The organism is Amycolatopsis sp. NPDC003731 (assembly GCF_053586895.1).
The window spans coordinates 49,341-75,186 of record NZ_JBSFNC010000037.1; the positions used below are offsets into that span (position 1 = coordinate 49,341).

Here is a 25,846-nt window from a genome sequence, read left to right on the forward strand (position 1 = left end):
CACGCGGAATGTCCAGAGTCGATCCGTAACACGGCAATAACTTGGACTCTCGGTAGCTAATGACTACTTTCCGCACTTTTACATATGATGACTGAACGGAGCTTTGAACAAGACATCATATGTCTGCTACCGTCCCCGGCCATGCGCTTCCAACGCCTCGGCGACCCCGGCCACGAGATCCCCGTCGTCCTCGACGAAACCGGCGCGGCGCGGGACCTGCGTGCGCTGACCCCGGACGTCGACGGCGCCTTCTTCGCCGCCGACGGCGTCGCCCGGGCCCGGACGGCGCTGCGCGAAGGCACCTTGCCCGTGCTGGACGCCACGGGCCTGCGCGTCGGCGCCCCGGTGGCCCGGCCCGGCCTGCTCGTCTGCATCGGGCTGAACTACTCCGACCACGCCGCGGAGACCGGGGCCGAACCGCCCGCGGAGCCGGTGGTGTTCCTCAAGGCCACCAACACGATCGTCGGCCCGGACGACACCGTGCTCATCCCGCGCACCAGCACGCGCACCGACTACGAAGTCGAACTCGCCGTCGTGCTCGGCGGGCGCGCGCGGTACCTGTCGTCGCCGGAGGAGGCCGACGCGGTCATCGCCGGGTACGCCGTCTCGAACGACGTCAGCGAGCGCGAGTTCCAGCACGAACGCGGCGGCCAGTGGACCAAGGGCAAGTCCTGCGAGACGTTCAACCCGCTCGGCCCGTGGCTGGTCACCCCGGACGAGGCCGGCGACCCGCAGGACCTCGCCCTGCGGCTGGCCGTCAACGGACAGCCGCGCCAGGACGGCACCACGAAGAACATGCTCTTCGACGTCCGGCACGTCGTCTGGTACCTCAGCCAGTTCATGGTGCTCGAACCGGGCGACGTCGTGAACACCGGCACGCCGGCCGGGGTCGCCTTCGGTGCCAACGACTTCCCCTATCTGTCCGAAGGGGACGAAGTGACCGTGGAGATCGACGGCCTCGGCCGCCAGCGCCACCGGATCGGCCGGGCGTGACCGGCCGGCGCGTCGACGCGCACCACCACCTGTGGCAGACCTCCGTCCGCCGGCACGCGTGGCTGGACGGCGACGGCACCGCGGCGATCCGGCGCGACTACACCACGGCCGACCTCCGGGCGGCCGCCACGGGGATCGACGCGACCGTGCTCGTCCAGGTCCTGCCGGACCTCGGGGAATCGGTGGAGTTCCTGGCGATCGCCGCCGCCGAACCGCTCATCGCTGGTGTCGTCGGCTGGCTCGACCTCACCGGTTCGCCGACACGGGACATCGAACGGCTGCGCTCGGCCCCGGGCGGCGAACTGCTGACCGGCATCCGCCACCTCGTCCAGGCCGAGCCCGACCCGCGCTGGCTCGAGCGGGACGACGTCCTGGCCGGGCTCGCGGCGGTGCGGGACGCCGGGCTGGTGTACGACCTGCTCGTGCTGCCCCACCAGCTCCCGGCGGCCATCGCGGCGGTCCGGGCGCTGCCGGACCTGACCTTTGTGCTGGACCACCTCGCGAAACCGCCGATCGCGAGCGGCGCTCTCGAACCCTGGGCGACCGAACTCGCCACGCTGGCCCGGGAACCCAACGTCGTCGCCAAGCTGTCCGGCCTGGTGACCGAAGCCGGCCGGCCGTGGCGCGTCGAGGATCTGCGGCCGTACACCGACACCGCGCTCACCGCGTTCGGCCCGGACCGGCTGATGCTGGGCTCCGACTGGCCGGTGTGCCTGCTCGCCGGGACGTACGCGGAAGTCATGGACGCCGCCGAAAGCCTCTTGAACGGCCTGACGCCGGCCGAACAGGACGCCGTCCGCGGCGGGACCGCGACCCGCGTCTACGGGCTGGCGTCATGAGAGTCCGGCTCGCGTACGGGGAAACCGGCCTCGACCTGACCATCGACCCGGCGGTCACCACGGTGGTGACGCCGGTGCACCACCCGGTCACCGAACCCGCGGACGTGCTGCTGCGCCGGGCGCTGCGGGAGCCGGTCGCCGGGCCGCCGCTGCGCGAGCGGGTGCGGCCGGGACAGACGGTCGCGATCTCGGCGTGCGACGGGACCCGGCCGCAGCCGCGCGACCTGATGATCCCCGCCATCCTCGCCGAACTCGACGGCGTCGTCCGCCTCGAGGACGTCGTCATCCTGGTCGCCACCGGCACCCACCGCGGCAACACCGACGCCGAGCTGCGCGCGATGTTCGGCGACGAAGTCGTCGACACCGTCCGGATCGTCAACCACGACGCCCGCGACCGCGCGAGCCTGACCTGGCTCGGGCGCCACGGCGACGACGTCCCGGTGTGGTTGAACAGCGAGTGGGTCGCCGCGGACGTGAAGATCACGACCGGGTTCGTCGAACCGCACTTCTTCGCCGGCTTTTCGGGCGGCCCCAAGCTCGTCGCGCCCGGGCTGGCGGCCCTGGAGACCGTCTTGGTGCTGCACGACGCCCGCCGGATCGGGCACGCCAACGCCACCTGGGGCATCACCGAAGGCAACCCCGTGCACGACGACGTCCGCGCGATCGCCGCGGCCACCGGCGTCACCTTCGCCTTCGACGTCATCCTCAACCGCGACAAGGCGGTCATCGGCGCCTTCGGCGGCGACCTCCTGGCCATGCACGCGGCCGCGGCCCGCGCCGCCCGCGACGTCGCCATGCGGCCGGTGCCGGCGCCGTTCGACGTCGTGGTGACAACCAACTCCGGCTATCCCCTCGACCAGAACCTGTACCAGGCCGTCAAAGGGATGTCGGCGGCGCACCGGATCACCCGGGCGGGCGGGACGATCGTCTGCGCCGCGGAGTGCCGGGACGGGTTCCCCGACCACGGCTCCTACCGGGAAGTCCTCGCTTCGGCGAGTTCCCCGGCGGCGCTGCTCGCGGAGATCGCGGCGCGCCCGGTAACCGTGCCCGACCAGTGGCAGGTCCAGATCCAGGCGAAGATCCAGGACGACTGCCGGGTCGTGGTGCACACCGATTTCCTGACCGAGGCCGACCTCGCGACGGCCCACCTGACCCGGACCACCGACATCGCGGCGACCGTGGCCGAGGCGCTCGGCCGGGCCGGGCCGGGCGCGCGGGCCTGCGTCCTCCCCGAAGGTCCCCTGACCATCCCGTACGTGGCATGAGTGCCGCCGACCTCGGGTTCGCGCGCGTCGACCTGGACCGCGAACAGCGGCAAGGACTCCCGGAAGTCGTGTACGGGCCGGGGAAAACCCCGGCGCAGATCGCGGCCATCGTGCGGACGCTGCTCGCGCACAACACGGGGCCGGTGCTGGTCACCCGCGCCGAAGCCGAGCCGGCCCGTGCGGTGCTGGCCGAAGTCCCCGGCGGCCGCTACTCTCCCGGCGCACGGCTGCTGGTCTGGCGCCCGGCCACCGCGACCGCGTTCACCGTCGCGGTGGCCGCGGCCGGAACATCCGACGGCCCGGTCGCCGAGGAAGCCGCGGAAGTCGCGGCGGCCATCGGCCTCGCGGTGCGGGCGGTCACCGACGTCGGGGTCGCCGGGATCCACCGCCTGCTCGCCGAGCGCGACCGGCTGCGCGAGGCGGACGCGGTCATCGTCGTCGCGGGCATGGAGGGCGCGCTGGCTTCGGCCGTCGGCGGGCTGGTCGCCTGCCCGGTGATCGCCGTCCCGACCTCCACCGGGTACGGCGCCGGCCTCGAAGGCGTCACGGCGTTGCTGGCCATGCACGCCTCCTGCGCGGCCGGCATCACCGTCGTCAACATCGACTCCGGGTTCGGCGCGGCGATGGCCGCTTTCCGGCTCGCCCAGGTGCTGCGGAGGACCCGGTGACGATCTGCGTCATCTCGCCGTTCACCGGCCTGGCCGGGGACATGCTGCTGGCCGCCCTGGTCGACGCCGGCGCGCCGCTCGAGCGCATCCGCTCCGCCGTCTCCTCCAGCGGGCTGACCGGGTGGGAGCTGCGCGTCCAGTCCCTGCTCACCCACGGCCTGATGGCGGCCCGCGCGCTCGTCGACGTCACCGACGACGCCACAAGCCGCTCGGCGGCCGAGCTGATCGCCATGGCCGGGCGGGTCGAACCCGCGCCGGTCGCGGACCGGGCGGTCGCCGCGGTGCGGGCGATCGCCGAGGTCGAAGGCCGGCTGCACGGGGAAGATCCCGGGCGCGTCCACCTCCACGAACTCGGCGGGCACGACACGCTGGTCGACGTCATCGGCGTCTGCGCCGCACTGGACGCCCTGAAAGTGTCCACTGTGTACTGTGGCGCGCTGCCCCTCGGCACCGGCACCGTCCGCACCGCGCACGGGATCCTCCCCTGCCCCGCCCCCGCGACCGCGGCGCTGCTGGAGGGCGCGCGGACGGTCGGGAGCGACCTCGACGGCGAGACGGTCACGCCCACCGCGGCCGCGCTGCTGAAGGCCGTCGAGGCCCGCTTCGAGCCACCGCCGGAATCCCGGCTGCTGGCCACCGGCTACGGCGCCGGCACCCGGTCGCTGCCGGACCGGCCGAACATCGCGGTCGTGCACCTCGGCGAGCCGGTCGGCGCCGGGCCCCGCACGCTGGTGGTGCTCGAGACGAACCTCGACGACGTCACCGGCGAAGTGCTCGGGCACGTCGTCGGCGAGCTCCTCTCCGCCGGCGCGCTCGACGCGTGGATCAGCCCGGTGACCATGAAGAAGGGCCGGCCCGCCCACGTCCTGCACGTGCTCGCCGAGCCGGAACACACCCCTCGGCTCGCGGACCTGGTGCTCGCCGAGACCGGCAGCCTCGGCGTCCGCGAATACCCGGTCCGCCGCACCGCGCTGGCGCGGGAAACCGAAACGGTCGATGTCCTCGGCATGCCGGTGCGCCGCAAGCGCGGACCACACGGCGCGAAGCCCGAGCACGACGACGTCGTGGCCGCCGCCCGCGAACTCGGGCTGCCGGCCCGGGTCGTCGCGACGATCGCCGCGGGACGCTGATGGACGGCACGCGGCTCGTCACCCACCTCGCCGGGCTCGGCCGGCTCGCGGTCGCCTTCTCCGGCGGCGCCGACTCGGCGCTGGTCCTCGCGGCCGCCGTCCGCGCGCTCGGCCCGGCGGACGTCCTTGCCGTGACGGCGGACTCGGCCAGCCTCGCCGCGGTGGAACTGGCCGCCGCGCGGCAGATCGCGGCCGAGCTCGGGGTCCGGCACCTCACCCCGCCGACCGGCGAACTGGCCGAGCCAGATTACGCGGCCAACGGACGACGGCGTTGCTACTTCTGCAAAACGACCGTGCTCACCACGATCGCCGAAGTGGCTTTCGCCCACGGGTTTCCGGCGCTGGCCACCGGCACCAACGCCGACGACGCCGTCGACCCGTTCCGTCCCGGCATCCGCGCGGGCGACGAACTCGGCGTGCACACGCCGCTGCGCACCCTCGGTCTGTCCAAAGAGGACGTCCGGGCCATCGCCCGGCACTGGGGATTCGCCTGGGCGGACAAACCGGCGGCCCCCTGCCTGGCGAGCCGGGTCCGGTACGGCATCCCGATCACCACGGCCACCCTGGCCCGGGTGGAACAGGCGGAATCGGCGGTCCGTGCGGCCCTGTCCCGGCGTGGCCTGCACTCCCACGACGTCCGGGTCCGCGACCTCGGCGGCACCGCCCGGGTCGAACTCGACCCCGCCGTGGCCGCCCGGCTCCACGACGACCCGCGGCTGCTCGGGGCCGTGCGGGCGCTGGGGTTCGCCGAGGCCACCGTCTCCCCCTTCCGCTCCGGCGGGCTCAACCACGAACGGGACTGACCGATGCTGCGCTACCCGCTGATCCACCCCCCGCTGCTGCGCGCCCTCGCGGCGACCGGCCACGGTTCCCGCATCCTCATCGCCGACGCCAACTACGCGCACGCGACCAACCTCTCGCCCGGCGCCGAGCTGATCCACCTGAACCTGCGGCCCGGGCTGGTCACGGTCGACGACGTCCTCGAACCGCTGCTGACCGCGATCCCGGTCGAATCGGTGACGGCGATGCTCCCGGACGACGGCGACGCACCCGAGTGCTGGCGTGGTTACGAACGGCTGCTCGGCCCGGAACTCCCGGTGCGGCCGATGGAACGGTTCGAGTTCTACCGCACGTGCCGCGAGCCCGAGGTGGCCCTGTGCATCGCCACCGGCGACGACCGCCTCTACGCGAATCTCCTGCTGACCGTGGGTTTCCTGCCCCCGGCGGGGTGAGCCGCGGTCAGCCGCCGGGGTTCGCCGCGCGGGTGGCCCGGCCGGCCAGGTCGGCAAAGGCCGCCCGCAGCTGCGGCGGGCCCACCACCTCGATGTCGCAATCGAACCGCAGCAGGCCGGCGGCGAGCGCCGCCCACGACCAGGAGCCGGTGACCAGCCGGGTCTTCCCGGGCGCGGCTTCCTCGGCGACGCCGTCACCGGCGAACGGCGCCACGCCGGCCACCGGCAGGTCGAGGACCACTTCGCCCCGGCACGGCCAGGCGTCGGTGCCGGAACCCTTGAACCGGGCGGAAAGGAACCTCGCGACGTCGCCGCCGGGCACCTCCCGCGGGGCGAACCGCGGCCCGTTCGGCACCCGCAGCGTCATCCGGTCGACGCGGTAGGTCCGCCAGTCCGCCCGGACGGCGTCCCACCCGAGCAGGTACCACCGTCCACTCCGGACCACCAGGTGGTGCGGCTGCACCCGCCGCGGCGCGCCGTCCGGCGGCCGTGACGGTGTCTCGTAGTCGAACCGGACCTCCTCGGTGGCCCGGATCGCCGAGCTCAGCGCGAGCAGGACGGCCGTGTCCACCTGGACGGTGCCGCCGCCGGCCGCGGCGATCTCCAGCACGTCGACGCGCTGCCGCAGCCGTGACGGCATCACCTGCCGCACCGTCGCCAGCGCCCGCGCGGCGGCCTCCTCGATGCCCGCCCCGGTTTGGACGGCGATCCGCAGCGCCACGGCGAGCGCGACCGCCTGCTCCTCGTCGAACAGCAGCGGCGGCATCCGGCTGCCGGCTTCGAGCCGGTAGCCGCCCTCGGGCCCCTTGACCGCCTGGACGGGATAGCCGAGCTCGCGCAGCCGGTCGACGTCCCGGCGCACGGTCCGTTCGCTGACGCCCAGCCGGCCGGCGAGCAGCGAGCCCGGCCAGTCCCGGCGGGCCTGCAGCAGGGACAGCAGCGAGAGCAGGCGACCCGAGGTCGCCGTCGAGGAAGCGACCGGCACGACTTTCATGGTGCCACGAGAAGCGGACGTTCCCTGACCGCTACTGCTGACAGCGTGGCTCTCGTCGGATCACCCACGAAAAGGACCAACCATGTCGCTCAGCGCTGTCGCCCACCTCAACTTCACCGGCCAGGCCCGCGAGGCCCTGGAGTTCTACCGGTCGGTCTTCGGCGGCCAGGCCACGATCGTCACCTACGGCGACTTCGGGATGCCCGCCGAGCTGCCCGACGCGGCCAAGGTGGTGTTCGGCCAGGTCACCGCGGACACCGGCTTCAGCGTGATGGCCTACGACGTCCCGGGCACCGACGGCCCGGCGCCGGCCGCACCCACCACCCACCGCTCGAACGGCACCACGATCACCGAGGAGAAGTTCTTCCTGTCCGTCCGCGGGACGACGGTGGACGAGGTCGCGCCGGTGTGGAAGGGCCTCGCCGAGAGGGCCACGGTGATCGAGGAGTTCGGCCCGGCGCCGTGGGCGCCGGCGTTCGGGATGCTGACCGACCGCTTCGGCGTCACCTGGATCATCGACGTCGCAGCCGGGTACCAGGCCTGATCCCGGCGGGGTGCGGCCTGCCGCACCCCGCCGGTCACCGCGACCGGAACGTCTTCCGGTACGCGCTCGGGCTGACCCGCACCGTCTGCGCGAACTGCACCCGGAAGTTGCTCGGCGACGGGAATCCCACCTGGCCGGCGATCCGGTCGATCGTGTGGTCGGTCAGCTCCAGCAGCTCCTGGGCGTGCCGGATCCGCACCCCGGTCAGCCACTGGATCGGGCTCTGCCCGGTCTGCGCGTGGAAGTGCCGGGTCAGCGTGCGCGTGCTCATGCCCGCCGCGTCGGCGATGTCGGCCAGCGTGAGCGGGCAGTGGGCGTTCTCTTCGATCCAGCCGAGGGCCTTCTCCAGCGTCGCGGTCCGGGACGTCGGGCGGTTGCGCAGGATGTACTGCCCCTGCCCGCCGGTGCGCTGCAGCGGCGCGACCGCCAGCCGGGCGGCGTCGGCGGCGACGGCGGCGCCGTAGTCGCGCTCGACGATGTGCAGGCACATGTCCAGGCCGGCCGACGCGCCCGCCGACGTCAGGATCTGGCCGTTGTCGACGTAGAGCGCGTCCGGGTCGACCTCGACGGCCGGGTACCGGCGGGCCAGCTCGTCGGTGGCGAGCCAGTGCGTGGTCGCCCGCCGGCCGTCGAGCAGGCCGGCCTCGGCGAGGGTGAACGCGCCGACGCAGATCGAGGCGACCCGCGTGCCGCGCGCCACCGCGGCCCGCAGGAACTCCGCCACGCCGTCCGGGGTCGGCCGGTCCGGGTCGTTCCGCCCGGGGACGACCACGAGGTCGGCGTGCTCCACCTCGTCGAGCCCGGTCTCGACGGTGAGCCGCACCGGGCCGGCCCCGACCACCGGGTCCGGCCCGGCGACGACGACCCGGTAACCGCCCCGGCCGTCCGGCAGCCGGACCCGCCCGAGCGTCTCGATCGGGGTGGCCAGATCGAACGCGATCACGTCGTCGAGGGCCAGCACCGCCACGGTGTACATGCCCCCAACGTACGCCGGGTGGCGTGATCCAGTCGTTCGGCTAGCTTCCGGCCATGCGTCGGCGGACGGTGCGCTCGAGGATGCCGAGGGTGGCCTTGAGCGCGGACGCGGGAACCACCGGGAAGGTGAGGCGCCGCTTCCACTCCTCGCCGATCTCCGACCAGTCGTAGTAGGACGTGACCCGGGTGCCGCCCTCGACCGGCTCCAGCCGGTAGCCGTAGAGGTGGCGGACGTGCGTCCCGGTCCGGCCTTCGACGGTCCAGGCGATCTCCTCGCCCGGGACGAGCTTGGTGATGACGACCTCGACGTCGTACTTGCCGAGGGGCACGTCCCCGAGCGCGTCCCGGTCCATGTGCACCAGGAACCGGTCGCCCGCCTGCCGCACCGGTTCCCCCTCGGCGGCCATGAGCATGCCCGACGCGTCGATGTCCACGTGCCCCTGCGGGTCGGCCAGGACCGCGAAGACGGCGCCGGCGGGCGCCGGGACGAACCGGGAAACCTCGAGGCGTTCGGCGCCGGGGGTTTCCGCCGTGGCGGTCAGGACCGCACGGCCGAGAACGTGCCCGGCCATCGTGAAGCCGAGCACGGCCGGGGTGGCCTCGGCCGGGACACCGATCGAGGCGACGTCGAGGGCGTGCACCACGAAGAAGTAGCGGTGCGGGCCGTGGCCGGCCGGCGGGGCCGCCCCGACGAAGCGGGCTTCGCGCGTGTCGCCCGGGAGCTGGAAAGCACCTCCCGGGAGACCCGAACCCGCCGCGTCGCCGGCGCCTTCGGGCAGCTCGGTGATCGTGGCCGGGATGTCGGCGACCGCCCAGTGCCAGAACCCCGAGCCGGTCGGTGCGTCGGGGTCGTAGACGGTGACGGCGTAACTCTTCGTGCCCGCCGGAGCACCGCTCCAGGACAGCTGCGGGGAAACGTCCTTCCCGGACCGGTGCTCGGGCGGCAGGGCGGCGCCGTCGGCGATCGTGGTGCTGGTGACGGTGAAGGAAGCCACTGCGGGCAGGCGGGCGAACGGGTCGTTCATCGGATCACTGGTCTCCCTGGTCGGAACGCGGTCACCATCGACCATAGCACTAATAATCGATTATCTGGCCGATCGTCTATGCTGACCGGATGACCGAGACGGCCCCACCGGGGCGGCGGATGCTGTCCGAGCAGGTCCACGCGCATCTGCGGGACGCGATCATGCGCGGGCGGTACGCCCCCGGCGAAGCCCTCAAACCGCAGGACCTGGCCCAGGAACGCGGCGTGAGCCTGGCCGTCGTGCGCGAGGCGCTCCTGCGGCTGGTCGGCGAGGGCCTCGCCGACCGCTTGCCCAACCGCGGCTTCGCGGTCCCGGCGGTTTCCGACCGCCGCTGGCAAGAAGTCGCCGAGGCCCGCCGGACGGTCGAACCGCTCGTGCTGCGCCTGTCCCTCGAGCGCGGCGACCTCGCCTGGGAAGCCCGGGTCCGGGCCACGCACCACCGGCTGGCCCGCACCTCCCCCGGCGACGGCCGCCACTACAGCGCCGAATGGGCCGAGGCCCACCGGATCTTCCACCGCACCCTCCTGGAGGGCTGCGGCAACCCGGTGCTGCTGGAGACGTTCGACCGGATGTGGACGGCGAGCGAGCTGGCCCGCCGCTGGTCGGCCCACCACACCCCGGGCCGCGACCACCTGGCCGAGCACGCCCTGCTGGAGCAGACGGCGCTCGCCCGCGACGCCGACGCCGCGACCGAGGCCCTCACCCGGCACCTCACCTTGACCGCGACAGCCTTGCGGGGCGACCCGGCGCAGGAGTGAGACCGGCCCTCAAAGGAGGCTGGCGTCCATCGGGCGGACCGGGATCTCGTCGAGCGCGGCCAGCGTCTCGGCGTCGAGGGTGACGTCCGCGGCGGCGAGGTTGGCTTCGAGGTGCGCCGCGCTCGCGGTGCCCGGGATGAGGTGGACGTTCGGGGCGCGGTGCAGCAGCCAGGCCAGGCCGACCTGCGCCGGCGTGCGGCCCAGGGCCTGCGCCGCCGCCCGCACCGCAGGCTCGTCGGTCACCTTCGGCAGGCCCGGGAACGCGCCGCCCAGCGGGAAGAACGGCACCCAGGCGATGTTCTCCGCGCCGCACAGTTCGAGCATGTCCTCGTCCTCGCGGCTGACCAGGCTGTAGGCGTTCTGCACGCAGGCGATCCCCGCCGGGAGCGCGCGGCGCAGGACGTCCGAGGTCACCGCGCTGAGCCCGATCGCGCCGATCTTGCCCTCGTCGCGCAGGGCCGTCAGCACGGCGAGCTGGTCGTCGAGGTCGACGAGCTGCTCGCCCTCGGCGACCAGGCCGGGCCGCCGGTCGCCGCGGCGCAGGTTGACCAGCGGGATCCGGTCGAGCCCGAGCGCGCGGAGGTTGTCCTCGACGCTCGCGCGCAGCTCTTCCGGGCGTTGCGCGAGGCGGAGCGGGATCGGGCCGCCGGGGTCCGGGTCGGCGCCGACCTTGGTGGCGATCAGCGCGTCGTCACCGGATCCGAGGGCCTCGCGGATGACGTCGTTGACGAAGCCGTTGCCGTAGAACTGGGCCGTGTCGACGTGGTCGACGCCGAGGTCGATGGCGTGGCGCAGCAGGGCGACGGCCGCCGCGCGGTCGTCGTGCAGGCGCTCGAGCTGCATCGCCCCGTAGCCGACGCGGCAGACGGTGCGGCCGGCGAGCGCGCCGCGTTCGGGAGATGGCATGGGTGTCCCCGTCCTTGTGCGATGATGACTAAGCGGAGGAACCTCCGCTAAAACCGACCGTAGCACAACCGGAGGTGCCTCCGCTTTGCCTTCGCCCGACCCTGCCCGCCCGGTGCGTTCCGACGCGCGCCGCAACCGGGACAAGCTCGTCGCGGTCGCCCGGGCTGCCTTCGCCACCGGGCCCGTCGCCCTCGAAACCGTCGCCCGGGAGGCCGGCGTCGGGATCGGGACGCTCTACCGGCACTTCCCGACGCGCGAAGCGCTCGTCGAAGCCGTTTATGCCGCGGAACTCGACGACGTCACGGGAAGTGCGCCGGCTCTGCTCGAGGCGTTTTCACCCGAGCAGGCGCTTCGTGCGTGGATGGACCGGTATGCGGCGTTCGTGGCCACCAAACGGGGAATGGGAGATGCTTTCCGGGCCAGTGTCGCGTCGGGGCGGATTGCGACGCCGGCGACCCGGCAGCGGATCACCGCCGCGATCGGCTCCATCCTCGACGCCGGCGCGAAGGGGGGCACGCTTCGCGCCGACGCCGACCCGGAAGATGTGACGGTGCTGCTGCTCGGGGCCTTCTTGTCCACAGTGGACGACCCCGACCCGGAGCGGACCGGGCGGCTGCTCGACCTGATCGCCGACGCGCTGCGGCCTCAGGAGGCCGACACGGAATAGCTGTTGGACGTGAAGTTCAAGCCACCCGAGGCCGAGGTGATCTCGAAGCCGAACTGCACTTCGCCCAGGGTCACGTCCCCGAACCAGCCGCGAGCCTTGATCCAGTTCAGCACGGCCAGCACGTCCACCGTTCCGGCGTTCGTGTTCGACGTGCGCAGGAACGAGAACACCGCGTTCGAGCCGTTCGATCCCTGGTAGACGTCCCACGTGTGGCCGCCGACGCTCGCCGTCGCCTGCTTGGTTCCGATCGGGCCGACCGCGCCCTGCTTGTTGACCCACAACATGATTTCGTACGCGTTGTTGTTCGCCCAGATGTCATACGCGGTCTCGTACGCCCCGCTGCCCGGACGGCTCACGTTGAAACTGCTGGACACCTGGCGCAGCGAACTGAGCGTCCGGCCGACGTTCTTCGCCGAGTGGGGGTACGACTTGACCCCGCCCGTGTTCGGGTGGTCGGCCCACACCCCCCAGTTGCTGTAGGAGTTCGCCCAGATCGTCTGCGGGCCGGCGCCGCCGCCCCAGACGTCGTTGCGGACCGTGTAGCCGCCGTTGGACCAGGTCGCCCACTTGTCCGAAGACGACCAGGTGGCCGCTTCGGCCACGCCGGCGGTGGTGGCCACGACGGCGGCCGCGGTGAATGAGACGAGCAGGGAACGCACCACGTTGTGCATCGATTCGTCCTTTCCCGGTTGACTCTTTGTCGAATCGTTTCGACGACTATTCGCCGCCGGTGCGGCGTGAACGGGAGTGGGACGACTATCGCAGGCGAGTTGCGTACCGGTCAAGATACGGTGGGTGATTCACCGGCATTCGACCAGCATCGATCGAAACACAGCCAACAATACTTCGATGATTTCGACCTGACCCGGTGTTTCGATTCTGTCGAATCGCGGCTCGTTTTCGCACGCCACCAGGAGTCCATCGTGAAGACGCCGTTGTCGATGCGGTTCGACAGAGCGCACCGCCCCGGCTTGACTCATGTCAGGTTCCTGACATACCGTGTTCCATGTCAGGAACCTGACACTAAGAGAAGGAGCACCAACCCATGCCCGTCACCGGCCCCGACTTCGTCTCGCTCCAGGCGCGCGACCTCGCCGCTTCGCAGGCGTTCTACGAGCAGTACCTCGGCCTCGTCCGCTCGCCGGCCGGGCCTCCGCACGCCGTCGTCTTCGAGACGAAGCCGATCGCGTTCGCCCTCCGGGACGTCGTGCCCGGCACCGATCTCGGCTCCGCGGCGCGGCCCGGCATCGGTGCCGCGATCTGGCTCCACGCCACCGATGTCCAGGCCATCCACGACGCGCTCGCCGCGGACGGGCACCCGATCGTCTCCGCGCCGATCGACGGCCCCTTCGGCCGGACGTTCACCTTCGCCGACCCCGACGGCTACCACGTCACGCTGCACGACCGCACCTGACGTGCGGGGCGCCGCCTACCGCCGCGAACGCTCTTCGGCGTCGCCGGCGAGCACCAGGTAGGCGGCGGCCGTCCACGTGTAGGCGCGGTCGCGCAGGCCGTCGCCGGTCAGCGCGTCGAAGTTCTCGGCGAACCCGGACTTCTCGCACACCGCGCGGAACCGGGCGCTGACGCGGTCGGCGAGCTCCGTGGCGCCGGCGCGGCGGAGGCCGTCTTCGATGAGCACGGTGACCGGGGCCCACACCGGGCCGCGCCAGTAGCCGTCGGCTTCGTAGAACGGGGATTCCGGCCGCTCGGTCGCCAGCCCGATGTCGGTCAGGTGCGTCTCCAGGCCGGCCACGACCCGGTCGCGCACGTCCGGCGGCAGGTGTTCGCCGAGCACGATCGGCATCAGCTCCAGCAGGCTCGCCCCGGCGTGCCCCTCCCCGGTCGCGGCCACCCGGCTGACGAACTTCGTGCCGTCCCACAGCTCGCCCAGCAGGGCCGCCAGCATGCTGTCCGCTTCGGCCTCCCACCGCGCGGCCGCGCCCGGCTCCCCCTGCTCGGTGGCCAGCACGGCCAGTTCCTTCAGCTGCAGCACCAGGAACGCGGCGAGGTCGGGGGTCTGCACGAGCCGCCGCTGCGCGAACGGCGTCGCGTTGTCCCACCCGCTGTCGTTGCCGTGCTCGTAGTGGGCGAACGGCCCGCCGGGCACGCGGCGGTGCTCGAGCCAGAACGTCGTCCACGCCGCCAGCTGCCGGTAGGTGCGCCCGGGTTCGGGCAGGCCACCGGGCAGGCGGCGGCGCAGGCGGCCGAGCGCCCACCCGTGGATCGGCGGCTTGACGAAGTTGCGCAGCACCTCGGCGTGGGTGATCGAGTCGGGCAGCGCGCCCCGGTCGTCCTGGTGGTCGAAGACGACCTGGACCTGGTGCCAGGCCAGCTCGGGCCGCCCGCCGGCCAGCGCGAGCGCGGTGAAGCAGTGGTCCCAGCTCCACACCTTGTCCATCCAGTGCTTGGACATCAGCACGGCCGGACGGCCGACGAACCCGGCGGGCGCCACGATGGCCGACCAGAGCACGTAACAGGCGAGCTCGGCCGCCGGCGTGTGCTCGCCGCGCCACGGCGCCACGGCGTCGGCGAACGCGGCGAACTCCGCCCGGGCCGCGGCGGCCACGTCGTCGAACGCGGAGGCCGCCGAGTACGGCTCGCGGGCGCCGGGGACTTCCTCGATCGCCACCTCCCAGGTGTCGCCGCTCACGACGACGGCCCGCTCGGCCGTCCCGAGCGCCTCGGCGCCGACGTGCCGCGTGTGTCCGGAAAGGACGGTGACGCGGTAGCGGTGGCCGGTTTCGTAGGAGGTGAAGACGGCCGAGCCGTCGACCGGGTCGGTGAAGAAGTACGTGCCGGTGAACGGGGTCAGGGTGAGCTCCGCCGCGCGGATCCTCAGGTCGAGGCCGCGCCCGGCGATCCGGAGCACGTCGGGCCCCGCGAAGGCCGCGGTGATCCGCCGGTCGCCGGTCCCCCAGGTGAGCTCGGCCGGCGTCGCGGCGGCCGGGACGTCCGCCCGCTGCCCGCCGCTTTCGGGGACCAGCGCCAGGACGGCGTGCATGCCGTGGCGGTGCGACACCAGGTGCAGGTCGCCGGCGTAGGTGGCCTGGGCCACCACCGGGGAGACGTCGAACCACGATCCCGGGTGGCTGAACGGGATCTCCCGCAGCGAAAATTCGCCCGTGGGCACAGAAGCGTCCTTTCCGAGAGGGGGCTCAGTCCTTGACGGCACCCGCGGTGACGCCGGCGGCGACGAACCGCTGCGCCAGCACGAGGAGCACGGCGGCGGGCACCGAGGCGACCACCGCCGTCGCCATGATGGAGTTCCACTCCTGGTTGTTGTTGCCGATGTAGCGGTAGATGCCCAGGGTCAGCGGCCGCAGCGAGCCGCCGCCGTCGAGCGTCGCCGCGAAGACGAAGTCCGACCAGGCCCACAGGAACGAGAACAACCCCGCGGTGACCACGCCGTTGCGGCTCGCGGGCAGCACCACCGACCAGAACGTACGCAGCGCGCCCGCGCCGTCGATGGTGGCTGCCTGGACGAGCTCGTCCGGCACCGAAGCCATGAACGAGGTCAGGATGAGCACGGCGAACGGCACCGCGATCGTCGAGTCGGCGAGGACCAGGCCCCAGGCGGTGTTGGTGATGCCGAACGAGACGTAGATGCCGTAGAAGCCCAGCGCCATGATGATGCCGGGGATCATCTGCGCGACCAGCAGCACGAACCCGAGCGCCCGGCCCCCGCGCGGGTGGAGTTTGGCCAGCGCGTAGGCCGACGGAGCGGCCAGGGCCAGCGTCAGCGCCACGGTGCCGAGCGCGACGAACAGGCTGGTGGCGAAGTACGGGAGCTGCTCGCGCAGCACCCGTTCGTAACCTTCGAACGTCGGCGCGGCGGGGAACCAGTCGGGCGGCGACTTGCGCATCCGCCCGGCCGGGGTCAGCGACACGTTGACCATCCAGTAGACGGGGAACAGCATCACGGCGGTGAGGACCAGCCCCACCGCGGTGCGCCAGCGGCGGATCACGCTTCCCCCTGCCTGCGCTGGGCGCGGATGTAGAGCAGCCCGGCGACCAGGGCCAGCAGGATGAGCACGTTGCCCACGGCCGCGCTGGGCCCGAAGCGCGGCAGCAGGCTGCCGAACCCGAGCTGGTAGGACCAGGTGGCCAGGGTGGTCGACGCCCCGCCGGGCCCGCCCTTGGTCATGATCCAGATGACGTCGAACACCTTCAGCGTGTAGACCAGCCCCAGCAGCAGGGTGATCGCCGAAACCGGCCGCAGCAGCGGGAACGTGACGTGCCGGAACCGCTGCCACGCGCCGGCGCCGTCGAGCGACGCCGCCTCGTACACCTCGGCCGGGATGTTCTGCAGGCCGCTGTGCAGCACGACGAGGTTGAACGGCACGCCGATCCAGATGTTGGCGATGATCACCGAGACCAGCGCCCAGGACGGTGACGTCAGCCAGTCGATCCGGCCGGCGCCGAACCAGCCCAGCACCGCGTTGACCACGCCGGATTCGCTGTTGAGCAGCCACGCCCAGGTCGAGCCCGAGACGATCAGCGGGAGCAGCCAGGGCACGAGGAACAGCGCGCGCAGCGTCGGGCCCAGCCGGAAGTGGCGGGCGAAGAACACCGCCATCGCCAGTCCGATGCCGTACTGGAAGAGCAGCGACGCGGCGGTGAAGACGAACGTGTCGAGCAACGCCGTGCGGAAGGTCGGATCGGTGAAGACGCCCGCGTAGTTGTCGAACCAGACCAGCGGCGCCCCGCCGTGCACGAAGGTGCGGACGGTGTAGTCGCGCAGGCTGAGATCGATGTTCGTGACCAGTGGATAGCCGTAGCACAGCACGAGGTAGGCGACGAGCGGCGTGAGGAACGCCCACGCGAGCAGCTGCGGCCGGCGGCGCCGCCGGGCCCGTCCGGGTGCTCGCGCGGCCGGACGGGCGGTGGCCGTCTGACGGGTGTCCAGCACGGGCGGGCCTACTTCGCCGACGCGGCGGTCGCCTGCGCGGCCGCCAGGGCGACGTCCGGGGCCTTCGCACCGGTCAGCGCGGCCTGCACGGCACCCCAGAGCGGTTCGGAGATCCGCGGGTACCGGGTGCCGAGGTTGTCGCCGGTGCGGCCCTTCGCCACCTTGACCGCGTCGACCCACACCTTCAGCTCCGGCTGGGCGGCGACCTGCTTCTCCTGCACCGACGGCACGGCGGAGACGTAGGTCAGCGCGGTGTCGGAGTCGAGCACGTTGGCCGGGCTGGTCAGGCAGGACGCGATCTTGCCCGCGGTCTTCTCGGCGTCCGGGCTGCTCTGGGCGGGCACGGTGACGAACTCGCCGCCGGTGGGCGCCGGAGCCGCTCCCCCGGTGCGCGCCGGGATCGGGAGGACGCCGTACTCGAAGCCGGCCTTCTTCGCGTTCTGCAGCTGCCAGGTGCCGTTCTCGGCGAAGGCGTACTCGCCGGTCGCGAACTCCTGCCAGCTGGTGGTCTGCGTGTTGCCGACCACCGAGTTGGGGGCGTACTTCTTGTCCAGCCACGACTTCCACTGCGCGAGCGCGGCGACGGCGTCGGCCGAGGCGAGGTCGGTCAGGTTGGCGCCCGAGCCCCAGAACCACGGCAGGAACTGGAAACTGCCCTCTTCGGTGCCGATGGCGGAGAACGTGATGCCCTTCTTGCCCGCGGCCTGCACCTTGGCGAGCGCCGCGTCGAGACTCGCCCAGTCCCGCACCGACGCCGGGTCGACGCCGGCCGCGGTCAGCACGGCCTTGTTGTAGTAGAGGGCGAGCGTGTTCGCCCCGATCGGAACGCCGTAGCCCTGGCCCTTGACGTCGCCGGCGGCGAGCAGGTTCGGGGCGACCTGCGCGGTGTCGAGCCCGGTGTCCGCAGTGGACTTGAGCACCCCGCCCTCGGCCAGCGTGGAGACGACCGGGTTGTCGACCACGAGGACGTTCGGCGCGGTGTTCTGCTGGGCGGCGAGCAGCACCTTGTTGGTGAGGTCGGTCGTGTCGAACGCCTGCCGCGCGATCTTGACCCCGGCGTCGGCACCGCACTTGTCGACGACCTTCGCCCACGCGGAGCTCGCGTCGAACTGCGGGTAGGGGTCCCAGACGGTGAAGGTGCCCCCGGCCGAGCCGGGCGCCGGGCCGGAGGAGCAGGCGGCCAGTGTCGTCGCGGCGACGGCCACCGACAGCAGCCGGATGAGGGGGTGACGCTTCATGGGAGGTCCTTCCTGTCGGCACCGGCGACGACGGCTTCGCCGCCATCGAACCGGTTCGACGCAGGCGGCGGGCGTCACCGTAAACCGCGAGAGCACTCCTGCGCAATACTGCGTGTACTACGATCGAACCGGTTCTGAGCACCGGGGTCAGGAGCAGCATGAACATCGGGGAGATCGCGCGCCGCGCGGGGGTTTCGCGCAGCACCGTGTCGTACGCGCTCAGCGGCAAGCGACCGGTGTCGGCGGCCACCGTGCAGCGCATCAACGACGTCATCGCCGAGCTCGACTACCGGCCCAACGCCAGCGCCCGCGCCCTGGCCGAGGGCCGCACGCGCACCCTGGGCCTGGTGGTTCCGCCGGCCAGCCGCCGGTTGACCGACGTCCAGCTGGGCTTCGTCGGCAGCGTGGTCGACGCGGCGGCGGCCCACGACCTCGACGTCCTGCTCTCCCCCAGCGGCGGCGACCACGACCGGTCGTTCGAGCGCATCGTCAACGGCCGCCGCGTCGACGGCGTGATCCTGATGGAGATCCTCCTGGAGGACCCCCGGGTCGAGCGGCTGAGCCAGGCGAGCCTGCCGTTCGTGACGATCGGCCACGTCGAGCACCCGGGGGCGTCCTGGTGGGTCGACGTCGACTACGGCGCGCTGATCACGCGTTGCGTCCACCACCTGGCGGATCTCGGCCACGAAGAGGTGGTGCTGATCAACCGATCGGCGGAACTCGTCGCGGCGGGCTACGGCCCGGCCCTGCGCTCGGCCACGGGCTTCCTCGACGCGACAGCGGCCCGCGGCCTGACGGCCCGAACGGTGTGCTGCGCCGACGAAGCGGCGGCCGGCCTGGCCTGCTTCGAGCAGATCCGCACCCAGTGGCCTTCGGTGACGGCGGCGGTGACGATCAACGAAGCGGCCCTGCCGGGCGTGCAGCGCGCGTTGCACCGGGCCGGACTCGAGGTGCCGCGCGACTTCTCCCTGACGGGCGTGATCGCGGAGCGCCTGGCGGAGGACTTCCACCCGCCCCTGACGGCGGCGGACGTCCCTGCGGTGGAGCTCGGCCGGCTGGCGGTGGACCTGCTGCTGGCGCAGATCGCGGACGCGGGCGCGGAGCCGCGGCACGCGCTGCTGGAGCCGCCGATCTCGCTGCGGTCGAGCACCGGGGCCCGGCGCCACCACTGACCGGACAGCACTCCGGGTCGAACCGGTTCGACCCCCGCACCACCGGAGATCGCGCCGCTCAGGGCGTCGCTACGCGGTACCGGAACGCCGGCCGCGCGGAGACTTCGGCCCCGGCCGGCCGGCCGGCCTGCCGCGGGGTGGGACGGCGCTCCTCGGCCCGGGCCCGGCGGGCGCCGATGACGGTGACGATCAGGTGGTCGATGGGCGACATCGAAGCCTTCCCACGAAAAGTCGGGTCAGCCCCCTCCGGGGTTCGAGGTGCCCGCGGTGCGTGCGCCCGAAACCCGGTGGGAGGGCCCCACCGGGTCCCGGGTCGCTCAGCGGGCGAACACCTCGAGGTCGATCGAATCCCCGAGCCGCCGGTCGCCGGCCGCGTTCGGGTGGTAGCAGTCGGTGCGCCAGTCCGCGCGGATCACCGTCGGGTCCGCCGGGTCGCGCAGCACGGCGTCGAAGTCGAGCACCGCGTCGAACGCACCCGAAGTGCGGATCCACGCGTTGACCGCGAGCCGCGCCTGTTCCTTCGGGCTGCCCGCCGCGTTGCACATCGGCAGGATCGTCGCGCCGACGATGCGGCGGCCGGACGCGTGCACCCGCTGGACGATGGTGCGCATGGCGTCGATGACCTGCGCAGCCGGCGCCGGTGCCGCGTTGTCGCCGCCGCCGAGGTCGTTCGTGCCTTCCAGGAGCAGGACGTACCGCACGCCGGGCAGCGACAGCACGTCCCGGTCGAGGCGGACCGGCGCGGGCGGGCCGCAGCACTGGCCGGTGGGGTCGTACGGGTTCGGCTGCACGCTGACGGTGTTGCCACTGATCCCCGCGTTGGCCACCGACAGCCGCCGCGACGGCGGCAGCGTCCCGATGCGCTCGGCGAGCACGTCGGTCCAGCGCGGACCGCCGCCGAACGCGTTGTAGCCGTCGGTGATCGAGTCGCCGAGCGTGACGATCGTGCCGCGAACGGGCGATGCGGCGCTGATCGCGTCGGCCCACCACAGGACACCGGGCGCGAAGGGCCCGTACGCGCTCCCGGTTTCGTCCGCACCGGCGTCCCCGGGCCCGGCCGAGGTGAACGACCCGGGCGTGTACGTCTCCGGCGGCGGGAAGGTGTGGTCGTTGATCGGGGCACCCGGCGCGTGAATGCTGACCGCGACGTGGTCGCCGCGCCGGACCGAAAGCGGCAGCGGGTCGGTCCACACGCTCTTGCCCGGCGGGATGGTCACCGCGTGCCGGAAGCCGAACGTGGCCCGCCGGTTCGATCCCGGCACGAGCGCGGGCGAGTTCGTCGACGGCTGCTTGCCGACCCACACCGACCGCACGGTCATCGCGGTGCTGCCGAACGGGTTGCTCAGCCGCACCCGCAGCGCCGCCCCGGTGGCGGTCACCGTGAGCACGTTGCGGACGGTGACGTCGGGAGCGGTGCCGTGCACCCCTTGGAGGGCGGACTCGGTGAGCGTCACCCACCCCGGTGGGGCCCCGCCGGACGGCGAGGCATCCGCGGTCGCCGGGGTCAGCAGCGACGCGGAGACGGCCAGGACCACAGCGGTTCGGCGGAAACGCATCCGGGAAGTCCTTTCTCCGGGGTACCGGTGGAGCAGGCGGCGAGCGCGGCCTGGTGCCCGGCCCGTGGATGCTCCCGTGGCCGGCCGGGACTCCGGTACCGCCGCCGGAGTAGAGGCTGTCACGTGCCCCGCCCGCGGGCAGGGCACGTGACGGCGATGCGGATCAGGACGCCCACGGCGAGCTGACGAGCCAGCTCACGTCATCGCTGTAGGCGTTGGCGTTGTCGAAGGTGTTCGACCCGCCGTTGGCGGCGATGTAGACGATGTTGTCGTAGTGGCGCACGTACCGGTCGGGGAAGTTGAGCGATCTCAGCGAGGCACCCTGGCCGTTGCGGCCGGCCTCCGGGCAGAAGGTCGCGTCCTGGGCGAACAGCGAGCTGCCGTCGTTGGCCTGCAGGTACAGCCGGTAGTTCTGGTGCCGCAGGTACTGCCCCGCCACGTTCTTCGACTCGAACGACACGCACGAGCTGCTGCCGAGCCCGGCCCGGACGGTCCAGGACGCGTTGCCCTTCTCCGTGGCCGAGCTGCCGCTGCCGATCACCACGCTGTCCACAGTGGACCCGGTGTGGTGGATGTAGCGGTCGGTGTAGCCGGGGGTGGTGGCGCGCAGCGAGACGGACGTGCCCGGTGTCAGGCCGGTGCCCGCGGAAGTCGTGGCGTAGCCGGCCGCGGTGATGTTGGCCTGCACCGCGTTTTCCGTGGCGTCCGAGGGATAACCGGACGTCATCACGCCTTCGTAGAAGGTGCCGCGGGCGCCGACGCTGTTGTCACCGCCGATGCCCAGGATGATGGCGCCTTCCTTCTTCATCGGGTTGTAGCCCGAGACGTTCGGGCGCACGCCGTCGTAGAACGTCGACACACCACCGGACTGGGCGTTGCCGCCGCGGATGGCCCACCGGTTCGGACCGCCCTTGACGATGGCGGTCAGGAAGCGGTGGCTGATGCTGGGGTCGCCCGCGTTGTAGTGCTGGTTGACGCCGGAGAACAGGCCGTTTTCGAGGTCGGCCATGATCCACGGGCCGTTCCCGGCGCCGTAACCCCAGACCTTGTTGTTGCCGAAGTAGATGGCTTCCATCGTGCCGTTGCCGTTGTCGCGGCTGTTGCGCTCGGCGTTGCCGTAGTCGAAGCAGCAGCCGCCGTTGTAGTGCGTGCCGTCGAAGATCGCGTACATGCCTTCGGGCTGGTCGCCGGTCGCGACGCCGTTGGTGTTGTTGTTGCGGTAGCCGGTTCCGGGCGCCACGTAGACGCCGTAGGCCTTGTGGCCGCCGACGCTGATCGGCGCCGCGGTGGCGTTGGCGAGGTTGTCGTAGCCACCCGCGGCCGGCCCTTGGAACCCGCCGGGCGGCGCCTGCGTGAGGCGGTTGTTCCGGCCGGACTGGTCGTAGATGACCGTGATCAGGCAGGTGGTCCCGGCGCAGAACGCATCCTGCGTCGCGGCGTTGGCGACACCCCCCGCGGTCAAGGGGGCGATGTCGCGCGTGGTGTTGTCGGAAGCGCGCCGGACTTGGTACAGCGGCCCGGTGTAGGCGCCGTACAGGGCCCGGGTCGTGGAATGCGCGGCGACGCAAGGAGTTCCGCCGGCTGCGTAGATGTCGCACGGCCCTTGGGTGGCCGCCAGGGACGTGCCGCCGGCGGCGAGCAGTCCGGTGACGAGCGTGCCGGCGGCGAGCAGGGCCTTGGCGATGAGGGCATATCTCGGCTGTCGTGCCATGGTGATCTCCCGCTGGGGTACGGAAATCGTCGAATCGACAGGTGCGCGGGCCGGCGACGGTGCCAACCTCCTCCTCGATCACCGACACGCAGGAACGGCACAAGCGGAGCGATTGTGAGCGCTAACATAACCCTCGGGCCGACGGAGTGCAATGGCCGGTTTTCCCGCCGCGGCCGGACCCGGACATTCGGAATCCCTTGGACCCCTTGCCGTCCGGGACGGTAAGAGTTCGGTAATCGCCGGACGGCAACGGTGGCCGATACCGTCGGGCGATGCTTCGCTCACGTTGGACGCGCGCCGCCGGCTACGCCGCGCCCGCGCTGGTGCTGGCCGGCTTCGGCCTGGCGCACCCGCTCGCGCTCGGCCCGGCGAGCGCACCGTGGTGGACCACCCTCCACATCGTCCTCCTGCCGGTGTTCCCGTTGCTCGCGGTGGCACAGTGGCTGCTGCTCTCGCCGGCCCCCGCGGCACTTCGCCGCCCGGGCCGGCTCGCGGCGTTCGGATTCGCGGCGTTCTACGGCGGACTCGACGCCGTGGCCGGCATCGCGGCCGGGACCGTGGTCCACGCCCAGCACGCCGTCACGCCCGTCACCGGAGCGGTCTTCGGCATCGGCGACACGCTCGGCCAAGCCGGCGCATGGTGCTTTCTCGCAGCCAATGTCGCAGTGGTCGCGACGGTCGCGCGGGAAGCGTCGTGGCGTGCCGCACCGGGCGCCGTGGTGCTGCTCGCGGCGAGCGTTTCCTTCTTCGACAGTCACATCTTCTGGCCACGGGGCGTGCTGACGATGCTCGGCGTCGCGACGGGCATGTTCCTGCTGGGCGCGCTCGCGAATCCCGTGCCCGCCCGGCCTGTGGCCCGCTAGACGAGTGATGCGTAAGTCGCGGCCGCCGTGTTGCTCGAGGTTGAGCTGGCCTTTGAGAGTGTCGTTGACCGATTCAATGAGCTGGCGGATCGACTTGAGCTGCGGCTCACCGGGGTGAGGCTTGCGGTGGGGGGTAGGACGGGCGGACCAGCCGGACCCCGCGCTCGGTGAGGAAGCTGTCGGGTTCGCGGGAGACGTAGCCCTTGTCGGCGATGATCAGCAGGCCGGGCGCAGTCCCCAGAACCAGCGCGAGGGTGAGCGGCAGAAGCCGTACTTGGCCCAGCCGGCCAGCTCCGAACGTGTGACGGACTGGCCGGGCAGGTAGCGGAACGCGCCGGGCATCCGGGCGGGCAGGAACCGCAGCCAGCGGGCATCGGAGGTGAACCCCGGCAACGCCTGGGCCACGACCAGGGTCAGCAGCTCGGCATCGGTGAGCTTCGGCGGTCGTCCCTGGACTTACGCATTACTCGTCTAGCCTGTCACGCGCTACTCGTCCAGCCTGTCACGCGCTCGCGGCTTTTGCCGCGTCATAGCGGGCTTGCGCCGCCACCACGTCGGGCACGCCGGCCTCGAGGACTTCGATCAGCCCCAGCAGCCGCCGCGCGACCTCCTGCCCCGAGGGCGTGAGGCTGTACTCGACGTGCGGCGGGATCGTCGGGCGCGCCTCCCGGTGCACGAAGCCGTCGCGCTCCAGCGCCTGCAGTGTCTGGGCGAGCATCTTCTCGCTGACGCCCTGCACCCGGCGGCGCAGGGCGTTGAACCGGAACACGCCGTCGTTGAGCGCAACCAGGGCGAGCACGCCCCACCGGCCGGTGACGTGCTCCAGCACGGCCCGGGACGCGCACGCGGCACTGAACACGTCGGCGACCAGCGCTTCGTGCTCGGCGTCAGCTTGTTGTCCGTCCACGCCTTGATACTACCCGAGAGTTTGCACGATGGATGTGACTGCACTAACAATGAGTTGGCACTTTCTAAAAGTTAGTACATCCTTCGAGTACTCGGTACTTGAAACTTCAAGGAGTCCTCATGATCGTCGTCACCGGCGCCACCGGCCACCTCGGCAAGCTCGTCGTCGAAGGCCTGCTCGAGAAGCTCCCCGCCGACCAGGTCGTCGCCGCGGTGCGCACCCCGGAGAAGGCCGCGGACCTGGCCGAACGCGGCGTCGAGGTCCGCCGCGCGGACTACACCGACCCGGACAGCCTGGTCACCGCGCTCAAGGGCGCCGACAAGGTGCTGCTGGTTTCGAGCAGCGAGGTCGGTCAGCGCGTCGCGCAGCACGAGGCGGTCATCGAGGCGGCCAAGCAGGCCGGGGTCCGCCACCTCGTCTACACCAGCGCGCCGCGGGCGACGACGTCGAAGCTGGTGCTGGCCCCGGAGCACAAGGCGACCGAGGAGCTGATCGAGGCCTCCGGCCTGACCGCCACGATCCTGCGCAACAACTGGTACAACGAGAACTTCGCCGACACGATCAAGCAGGCCGTCCAGACGGGCAGCTTCGCCGGCAGCGCGGGCGACGGCCGGGTCGCCAGCGCCACCCGCGCCGACTACGCGGCGGCCGCGGTCGCCGTGCTGACCGGCGAAGGCCACGAAGGCAAGATCTACGAGCTCGCCGGGGACGTCGCCTGGACGTATGCGGACCTCGCCGACGAGATCGCCAAGGCGACCGGCCGCGAGGTCACCTACGCCGACCTGCCGGCCGACGAGCACGCCGAGGTGCTCACCCGGGCGGGCCTGCCGGAGCCGGTCGTCGGCCTGCTCGTGACGCTGGACGCCGACACGAAGGCCGGCCTGCTCGCCGGGACCACGGACGACCTCCGCGCCCTGATCGGCCGGCCCAGCACGCCGATCGGCGCGACCGTCGCCGAGCTCGCCGGCTGAACCGTGACGGGGAGCCTCCTCGCGGGGCTCCCCACCGGAGTCACCCCGGCCGGCCGGGCTTCCGCTGCGAAACGCTGTTCTCCCGCAACGGCGGCTGCCACACGCGGGGTTCCGGCGATGCGGCGTCGTCACCCGGCTGGTCGAGCGGGTCGGTCCCGTTCTGCCAGCGAGCCCAGTGAGCCGCACACATCCTCCGCCAGAGGGCCGGCTCGTCGCACTGGTACCGCCGGCAGGCCGGCACCCGCTCCTGGTGATCGCTCACGTATCGCTCCACTCGCCATCGAACGTTCCGCGTTCAACTACCACAGCGACGGTGGCGTTGTCGATCCTCCGCCGTCCGGCGCGGGCCGCCGAGAATCGGGTCGGTTAACCCTCCGCTAACCGGGAAAGCCCCTTCCGACCGCCACCCGGACGACGGAGGGAATGTCGTGTTCCGTCACACGAAGCTGCTGCAGTTCGAAGCCAAGCCCGAAAAGCCCGACCCCGTGTACGCCCACAAGCTCCAGGAACTCATCGGCGGCGC

Annotated in this window: 29 protein-coding genes and 1 pseudogene; 15 read left to right on the forward strand and 15 right to left on the reverse strand. The window is 72.2% G+C overall.

The annotated features are described in order from the left end of the window. Window positions 1-141 precede the first annotated feature (141 nt). Genes ACWDN5_RS18005 through ACWDN5_RS18035 form a run of 7 tightly spaced genes read left to right on the forward strand, consistent with a single transcriptional unit; the run spans window position 142 to window position 6,127 of the window. A complete protein-coding gene (locus ACWDN5_RS18005; protein ID WP_449677105.1) occupies window positions 142-993 on the forward strand; it encodes a fumarylacetoacetate hydrolase family protein in 852 nt (283 codons plus the stop codon). After that, complete coding sequence (locus ACWDN5_RS18010) at window positions 990-1,832, forward strand: amidohydrolase family protein (RefSeq protein WP_449677106.1); 843 nt, start codon at window positions 990-992, stop codon at window positions 1,830-1,832. Before ACWDN5_RS18005 ends, ACWDN5_RS18010 begins: the two co-directional genes overlap by 4 nt. Continuing rightward, window positions 1,829-3,097 (forward strand): nickel-dependent lactate racemase, encoded by a 1,269-nt coding sequence (gene larA, locus ACWDN5_RS18015; protein WP_449677107.1) that lies wholly within the window; start codon window positions 1,829-1,831, stop codon window positions 3,095-3,097. The genes ACWDN5_RS18010 and larA overlap by 4 nt, the downstream gene beginning before the upstream one ends. Next, window positions 3,094-3,765 carry a nickel pincer cofactor biosynthesis protein LarB gene (gene larB, locus ACWDN5_RS18020; protein ID WP_449677108.1) on the forward strand — a complete coding sequence of 224 codons (672 nt, stop codon included), beginning with the start codon at window positions 3,094-3,096 and terminating at the stop codon, window positions 3,763-3,765. Before larA ends, larB begins: the two co-directional genes overlap by 4 nt. Further along, a complete protein-coding gene (gene larC, locus ACWDN5_RS18025; RefSeq protein ID WP_449677109.1) occupies window positions 3,762-4,895 on the forward strand; it encodes a nickel pincer cofactor biosynthesis protein LarC in 1,134 nt (377 codons plus the stop codon). Before larB ends, larC begins: the two co-directional genes overlap by 4 nt. After that, a complete protein-coding gene (larE, locus tag ACWDN5_RS18030) occupies window positions 4,895-5,698 on the forward strand; it encodes an ATP-dependent sacrificial sulfur transferase LarE (protein ID WP_449677110.1) in 804 nt (267 codons plus the stop codon). The genes larC and larE overlap by 1 nt, the downstream gene beginning before the upstream one ends. Before the next feature lie 3 nt (window positions 5,699-5,701). Further along, on the forward strand, window positions 5,702-6,127 hold the full coding sequence (locus ACWDN5_RS18035; protein WP_449677111.1) for an RbsD/FucU family protein: 426 nt from the start codon (window positions 5,702-5,704) through the stop codon (window positions 6,125-6,127). A 7-nt stretch (window positions 6,128-6,134) separates the two neighbouring features. Here ACWDN5_RS18035 and ACWDN5_RS18040 read toward each other — a convergent pair whose 3' ends face one another. After that, a complete protein-coding gene (locus tag ACWDN5_RS18040; RefSeq protein ID WP_310976972.1) occupies window positions 6,135-7,112 on the reverse strand; it encodes a helix-turn-helix transcriptional regulator in 978 nt (325 codons plus the stop codon). Between the two features lie 91 nt (window positions 7,113-7,203). Here ACWDN5_RS18040 and ACWDN5_RS18045 point away from each other — a divergent pair, with 91 nt between their 5' ends. Continuing rightward, entirely contained in the window at window positions 7,204-7,665 is a 462-nt protein-coding gene (locus tag ACWDN5_RS18045; RefSeq protein ID WP_449677112.1) for a VOC family protein, read from the forward strand. A gap of 34 nt (window positions 7,666-7,699) precedes the next feature. Here the strand turns inward: ACWDN5_RS18045 and ACWDN5_RS18050 are convergent, their stop codons facing one another. Together ACWDN5_RS18050 and ACWDN5_RS18055 are read right to left on the reverse strand one after the other, a co-directional pair. Beyond that, window positions 7,700-8,641 (reverse strand): GlxA family transcriptional regulator, encoded by a 942-nt coding sequence (locus tag ACWDN5_RS18050; RefSeq protein WP_449677113.1) that lies wholly within the window; start codon window positions 8,639-8,641, stop codon window positions 7,700-7,702. Window positions 8,642-8,681: 40 nt separating this feature from the next. Beyond that, entirely contained in the window at window positions 8,682-9,665 is a 984-nt protein-coding gene (locus ACWDN5_RS18055) for a YbhB/YbcL family Raf kinase inhibitor-like protein (protein WP_449677114.1), read from the reverse strand. A gap of 119 nt (window positions 9,666-9,784) precedes the next feature. Between ACWDN5_RS18055 and ACWDN5_RS18060 the strand changes: the two genes are divergently transcribed. Continuing rightward, window positions 9,785-10,423, forward strand: a complete 639-nt coding sequence (locus ACWDN5_RS18060; RefSeq protein ID WP_449677127.1) for a GntR family transcriptional regulator — start codon at window positions 9,785-9,787, stop codon at window positions 10,421-10,423. Window positions 10,424-10,432: 9 nt separating this feature from the next. On the opposite strand, the gene ACWDN5_RS18065 is transcribed toward ACWDN5_RS18060, so the two are convergent. Then, window positions 10,433-11,329: an aldo/keto reductase gene (locus ACWDN5_RS18065; protein WP_449677115.1), complete on the reverse strand. Its 897-nt coding sequence runs from the start codon at window positions 11,327-11,329 to the stop codon at window positions 10,433-10,435. 85 nt (window positions 11,330-11,414) lie between these two features. Here ACWDN5_RS18065 and ACWDN5_RS18070 point away from each other — a divergent pair, with 85 nt between their 5' ends. Further along, entirely contained in the window at window positions 11,415-11,996 is a 582-nt protein-coding gene (locus ACWDN5_RS18070) for a TetR/AcrR family transcriptional regulator (protein WP_310976852.1), read from the forward strand. On the opposite strand, the gene ACWDN5_RS18075 is transcribed toward ACWDN5_RS18070, so the two are convergent. Beyond that, complete coding sequence (locus ACWDN5_RS18075; protein ID WP_310976851.1) at window positions 11,975-12,667, reverse strand: glycoside hydrolase family 12 protein; 693 nt, start codon at window positions 12,665-12,667, stop codon at window positions 11,975-11,977. The two genes, ACWDN5_RS18070 and ACWDN5_RS18075, sit on opposite strands and share 22 nt — an antisense overlap. A 374-nt stretch (window positions 12,668-13,041) precedes the next feature. Between ACWDN5_RS18075 and ACWDN5_RS18080 the strand changes: the two genes are divergently transcribed. After that, window positions 13,042-13,410 carry a VOC family protein gene (locus ACWDN5_RS18080; protein WP_310976850.1) on the forward strand — a complete coding sequence of 123 codons (369 nt, stop codon included), beginning with the start codon at window positions 13,042-13,044 and terminating at the stop codon, window positions 13,408-13,410. A 15-nt stretch (window positions 13,411-13,425) separates the two neighbouring features. Here ACWDN5_RS18080 and ACWDN5_RS18085 read toward each other — a convergent pair whose 3' ends face one another. The 4 genes from ACWDN5_RS18085 to ACWDN5_RS18100 are packed head-to-tail and all read right to left on the reverse strand — an operon-like array spanning window position 13,426 to window position 18,143. After that, window positions 13,426-15,126, reverse strand: a complete 1,701-nt coding sequence (locus ACWDN5_RS18085) for an amylo-alpha-1,6-glucosidase (RefSeq protein ID WP_449677116.1) — start codon at window positions 15,124-15,126, stop codon at window positions 13,426-13,428. Between the two features lie 25 nt (window positions 15,127-15,151). After that, window positions 15,152-15,961, reverse strand: coding sequence for a carbohydrate ABC transporter permease (locus tag ACWDN5_RS18090; protein ID WP_449677117.1), 810 nt, complete (start codon window positions 15,959-15,961; stop codon window positions 15,152-15,154). Continuing rightward, window positions 15,958-16,905: a carbohydrate ABC transporter permease gene (locus ACWDN5_RS18095; protein ID WP_449677118.1), complete on the reverse strand. Its 948-nt coding sequence runs from the start codon at window positions 16,903-16,905 to the stop codon at window positions 15,958-15,960. The genes ACWDN5_RS18090 and ACWDN5_RS18095 overlap by 4 nt, the downstream gene beginning before the upstream one ends. Window positions 16,906-16,913: 8 nt before the next feature. Continuing rightward, window positions 16,914-18,143, reverse strand: coding sequence for a sugar ABC transporter substrate-binding protein (locus tag ACWDN5_RS18100; protein ID WP_449677119.1), 1,230 nt, complete (start codon window positions 18,141-18,143; stop codon window positions 16,914-16,916). A 158-nt stretch (window positions 18,144-18,301) separates the two neighbouring features. Between ACWDN5_RS18100 and ACWDN5_RS18105 the strand changes: the two genes are divergently transcribed. Continuing rightward, window positions 18,302-19,315: a LacI family DNA-binding transcriptional regulator gene (locus ACWDN5_RS18105; protein ID WP_310976842.1), complete on the forward strand. Its 1,014-nt coding sequence runs from the start codon at window positions 18,302-18,304 to the stop codon at window positions 19,313-19,315. 58 nt (window positions 19,316-19,373) lie between these two features. Here the strand turns inward: ACWDN5_RS18105 and ACWDN5_RS18110 are convergent, their stop codons facing one another. The 3 genes from ACWDN5_RS18110 to ACWDN5_RS18120 all read right to left on the reverse strand — a co-directional run bounded on the left by ACWDN5_RS18110 (window position 19,374) and on the right by ACWDN5_RS18120 (window position 22,582). Continuing rightward, window positions 19,374-19,526, reverse strand: a complete 153-nt coding sequence (locus ACWDN5_RS18110) for a hypothetical protein (RefSeq protein ID WP_449677120.1) — start codon at window positions 19,524-19,526, stop codon at window positions 19,374-19,376. Window positions 19,527-19,632: 106 nt separating this feature from the next. After that, window positions 19,633-20,871 carry a GDSL-type esterase/lipase family protein gene (locus ACWDN5_RS18115; protein ID WP_449677121.1) on the reverse strand — a complete coding sequence of 413 codons (1,239 nt, stop codon included), beginning with the start codon at window positions 20,869-20,871 and terminating at the stop codon, window positions 19,633-19,635. A gap of 163 nt (window positions 20,872-21,034) precedes the next feature. After that, the gene (locus ACWDN5_RS18120; RefSeq protein ID WP_449677122.1) at window positions 21,035-22,582 is read right to left on the reverse strand and encodes an alpha-L-arabinofuranosidase B; all 1,548 of its coding nucleotides are present in this window, start codon (window positions 22,580-22,582) and stop codon (window positions 21,035-21,037) included. A gap of 272 nt (window positions 22,583-22,854) precedes the next feature. On the opposite strand from ACWDN5_RS18120, the gene ACWDN5_RS18125 reads away from it, so the two are divergent. After that, window positions 22,855-23,445 carry a hypothetical protein gene (locus ACWDN5_RS18125; RefSeq protein WP_449677123.1) on the forward strand — a complete coding sequence of 197 codons (591 nt, stop codon included), beginning with the start codon at window positions 22,855-22,857 and terminating at the stop codon, window positions 23,443-23,445. A 12-nt stretch (window positions 23,446-23,457) separates the two neighbouring features. Here ACWDN5_RS18125 and ACWDN5_RS18130 read toward each other — a convergent pair. Together ACWDN5_RS18130 and ACWDN5_RS18135 are read right to left on the reverse strand one after the other, a co-directional pair. Beyond that, a pseudogene (locus tag ACWDN5_RS18130) lies at window positions 23,458-23,895 on the reverse strand (IS982 family transposase); the annotation flags it as partial. 52 nt (window positions 23,896-23,947) lie between these two features. Further along, complete coding sequence (locus tag ACWDN5_RS18135) at window positions 23,948-24,352, reverse strand: winged helix-turn-helix transcriptional regulator (protein WP_310976833.1); 405 nt, start codon at window positions 24,350-24,352, stop codon at window positions 23,948-23,950. A 119-nt stretch (window positions 24,353-24,471) separates the two neighbouring features. On the opposite strand from ACWDN5_RS18135, the gene ACWDN5_RS18140 reads away from it, so the two are divergent. Continuing rightward, window positions 24,472-25,323 (forward strand): SDR family oxidoreductase, encoded by an 852-nt coding sequence (locus ACWDN5_RS18140; protein ID WP_449677124.1) that lies wholly within the window; start codon window positions 24,472-24,474, stop codon window positions 25,321-25,323. Between the two features lie 40 nt (window positions 25,324-25,363). Here the strand turns inward: ACWDN5_RS18140 and ACWDN5_RS18145 are convergent, their stop codons facing one another. After that, window positions 25,364-25,585, reverse strand: a complete 222-nt coding sequence (locus ACWDN5_RS18145; RefSeq protein WP_449677125.1) for a hypothetical protein — start codon at window positions 25,583-25,585, stop codon at window positions 25,364-25,366. 166 nt (window positions 25,586-25,751) lie between these two features. On the opposite strand from ACWDN5_RS18145, the gene ACWDN5_RS18150 reads away from it, so the two are divergent. Beyond that, window positions 25,752-25,846 (forward strand): manganese catalase family protein (locus ACWDN5_RS18150; RefSeq protein WP_364528568.1); only part of this gene is annotated, 95 nt, incomplete at its 3' end.

Excerpts from the sequence above, each read along its gene's own strand:
- ACWDN5_RS18005 (WP_449677105.1), top strand. The coding sequence starts at position 142 with ATGCGCTTCCAACGCCTCGGCGACCCCGGCCACGAGATCCCCGTCGTC.
- larA (WP_449677107.1), top strand. The coding sequence starts at position 1,829 with ATGAGAGTCCGGCTCGCGTACGGGGAAACCGGCCTCGACCTGACCATC.
- larB (WP_449677108.1), top strand. The coding sequence starts at position 3,094 with ATGAGTGCCGCCGACCTCGGGTTCGCGCGCGTCGACCTGGACCGCGAA.
- larE (WP_449677110.1), top strand. The coding sequence starts at position 4,895 with ATGGACGGCACGCGGCTCGTCACCCACCTCGCCGGGCTCGGCCGGCTC.
- ACWDN5_RS18035 (WP_449677111.1), top strand. The coding sequence starts at position 5,702 with ATGCTGCGCTACCCGCTGATCCACCCCCCGCTGCTGCGCGCCCTCGCG.
- ACWDN5_RS18045 (WP_449677112.1), top strand. The coding sequence starts at position 7,204 with ATGTCGCTCAGCGCTGTCGCCCACCTCAACTTCACCGGCCAGGCCCGC.
- ACWDN5_RS18050 (WP_449677113.1), bottom strand. The coding sequence starts at position 8,641 with ATGTACACCGTGGCGGTGCTGGCCCTCGACGACGTGATCGCGTTCGAT.
- ACWDN5_RS18055 (WP_449677114.1), bottom strand. The coding sequence starts at position 9,665 with ATGAACGACCCGTTCGCCCGCCTGCCCGCAGTGGCTTCCTTCACCGTC.
- ACWDN5_RS18060 (WP_449677127.1), top strand. The coding sequence starts at position 9,785 with ATGCTGTCCGAGCAGGTCCACGCGCATCTGCGGGACGCGATCATGCGC.
- ACWDN5_RS18065 (WP_449677115.1), bottom strand. The coding sequence starts at position 11,329 with ATGCCATCTCCCGAACGCGGCGCGCTCGCCGGCCGCACCGTCTGCCGC.
- ACWDN5_RS18075 (WP_310976851.1), bottom strand. The coding sequence starts at position 12,667 with ATGCACAACGTGGTGCGTTCCCTGCTCGTCTCATTCACCGCGGCCGCC.
- ACWDN5_RS18080 (WP_310976850.1), top strand. The coding sequence starts at position 13,042 with ATGCCCGTCACCGGCCCCGACTTCGTCTCGCTCCAGGCGCGCGACCTC.
- ACWDN5_RS18100 (WP_449677119.1), bottom strand. The coding sequence starts at position 18,143 with ATGAAGCGTCACCCCCTCATCCGGCTGCTGTCGGTGGCCGTCGCCGCG.
- ACWDN5_RS18105 (WP_310976842.1), top strand. The coding sequence starts at position 18,302 with ATGAACATCGGGGAGATCGCGCGCCGCGCGGGGGTTTCGCGCAGCACC.
- ACWDN5_RS18110 (WP_449677120.1), bottom strand. The coding sequence starts at position 19,526 with ATGTCGCCCATCGACCACCTGATCGTCACCGTCATCGGCGCCCGCCGG.
- ACWDN5_RS18115 (WP_449677121.1), bottom strand. The coding sequence starts at position 20,871 with ATGCGTTTCCGCCGAACCGCTGTGGTCCTGGCCGTCTCCGCGTCGCTG.
- ACWDN5_RS18120 (WP_449677122.1), bottom strand. The coding sequence starts at position 22,582 with ATGGCACGACAGCCGAGATATGCCCTCATCGCCAAGGCCCTGCTCGCC.
- ACWDN5_RS18125 (WP_449677123.1), top strand. The coding sequence starts at position 22,855 with ATGCTTCGCTCACGTTGGACGCGCGCCGCCGGCTACGCCGCGCCCGCG.
- ACWDN5_RS18140 (WP_449677124.1), top strand. The coding sequence starts at position 24,472 with ATGATCGTCGTCACCGGCGCCACCGGCCACCTCGGCAAGCTCGTCGTC.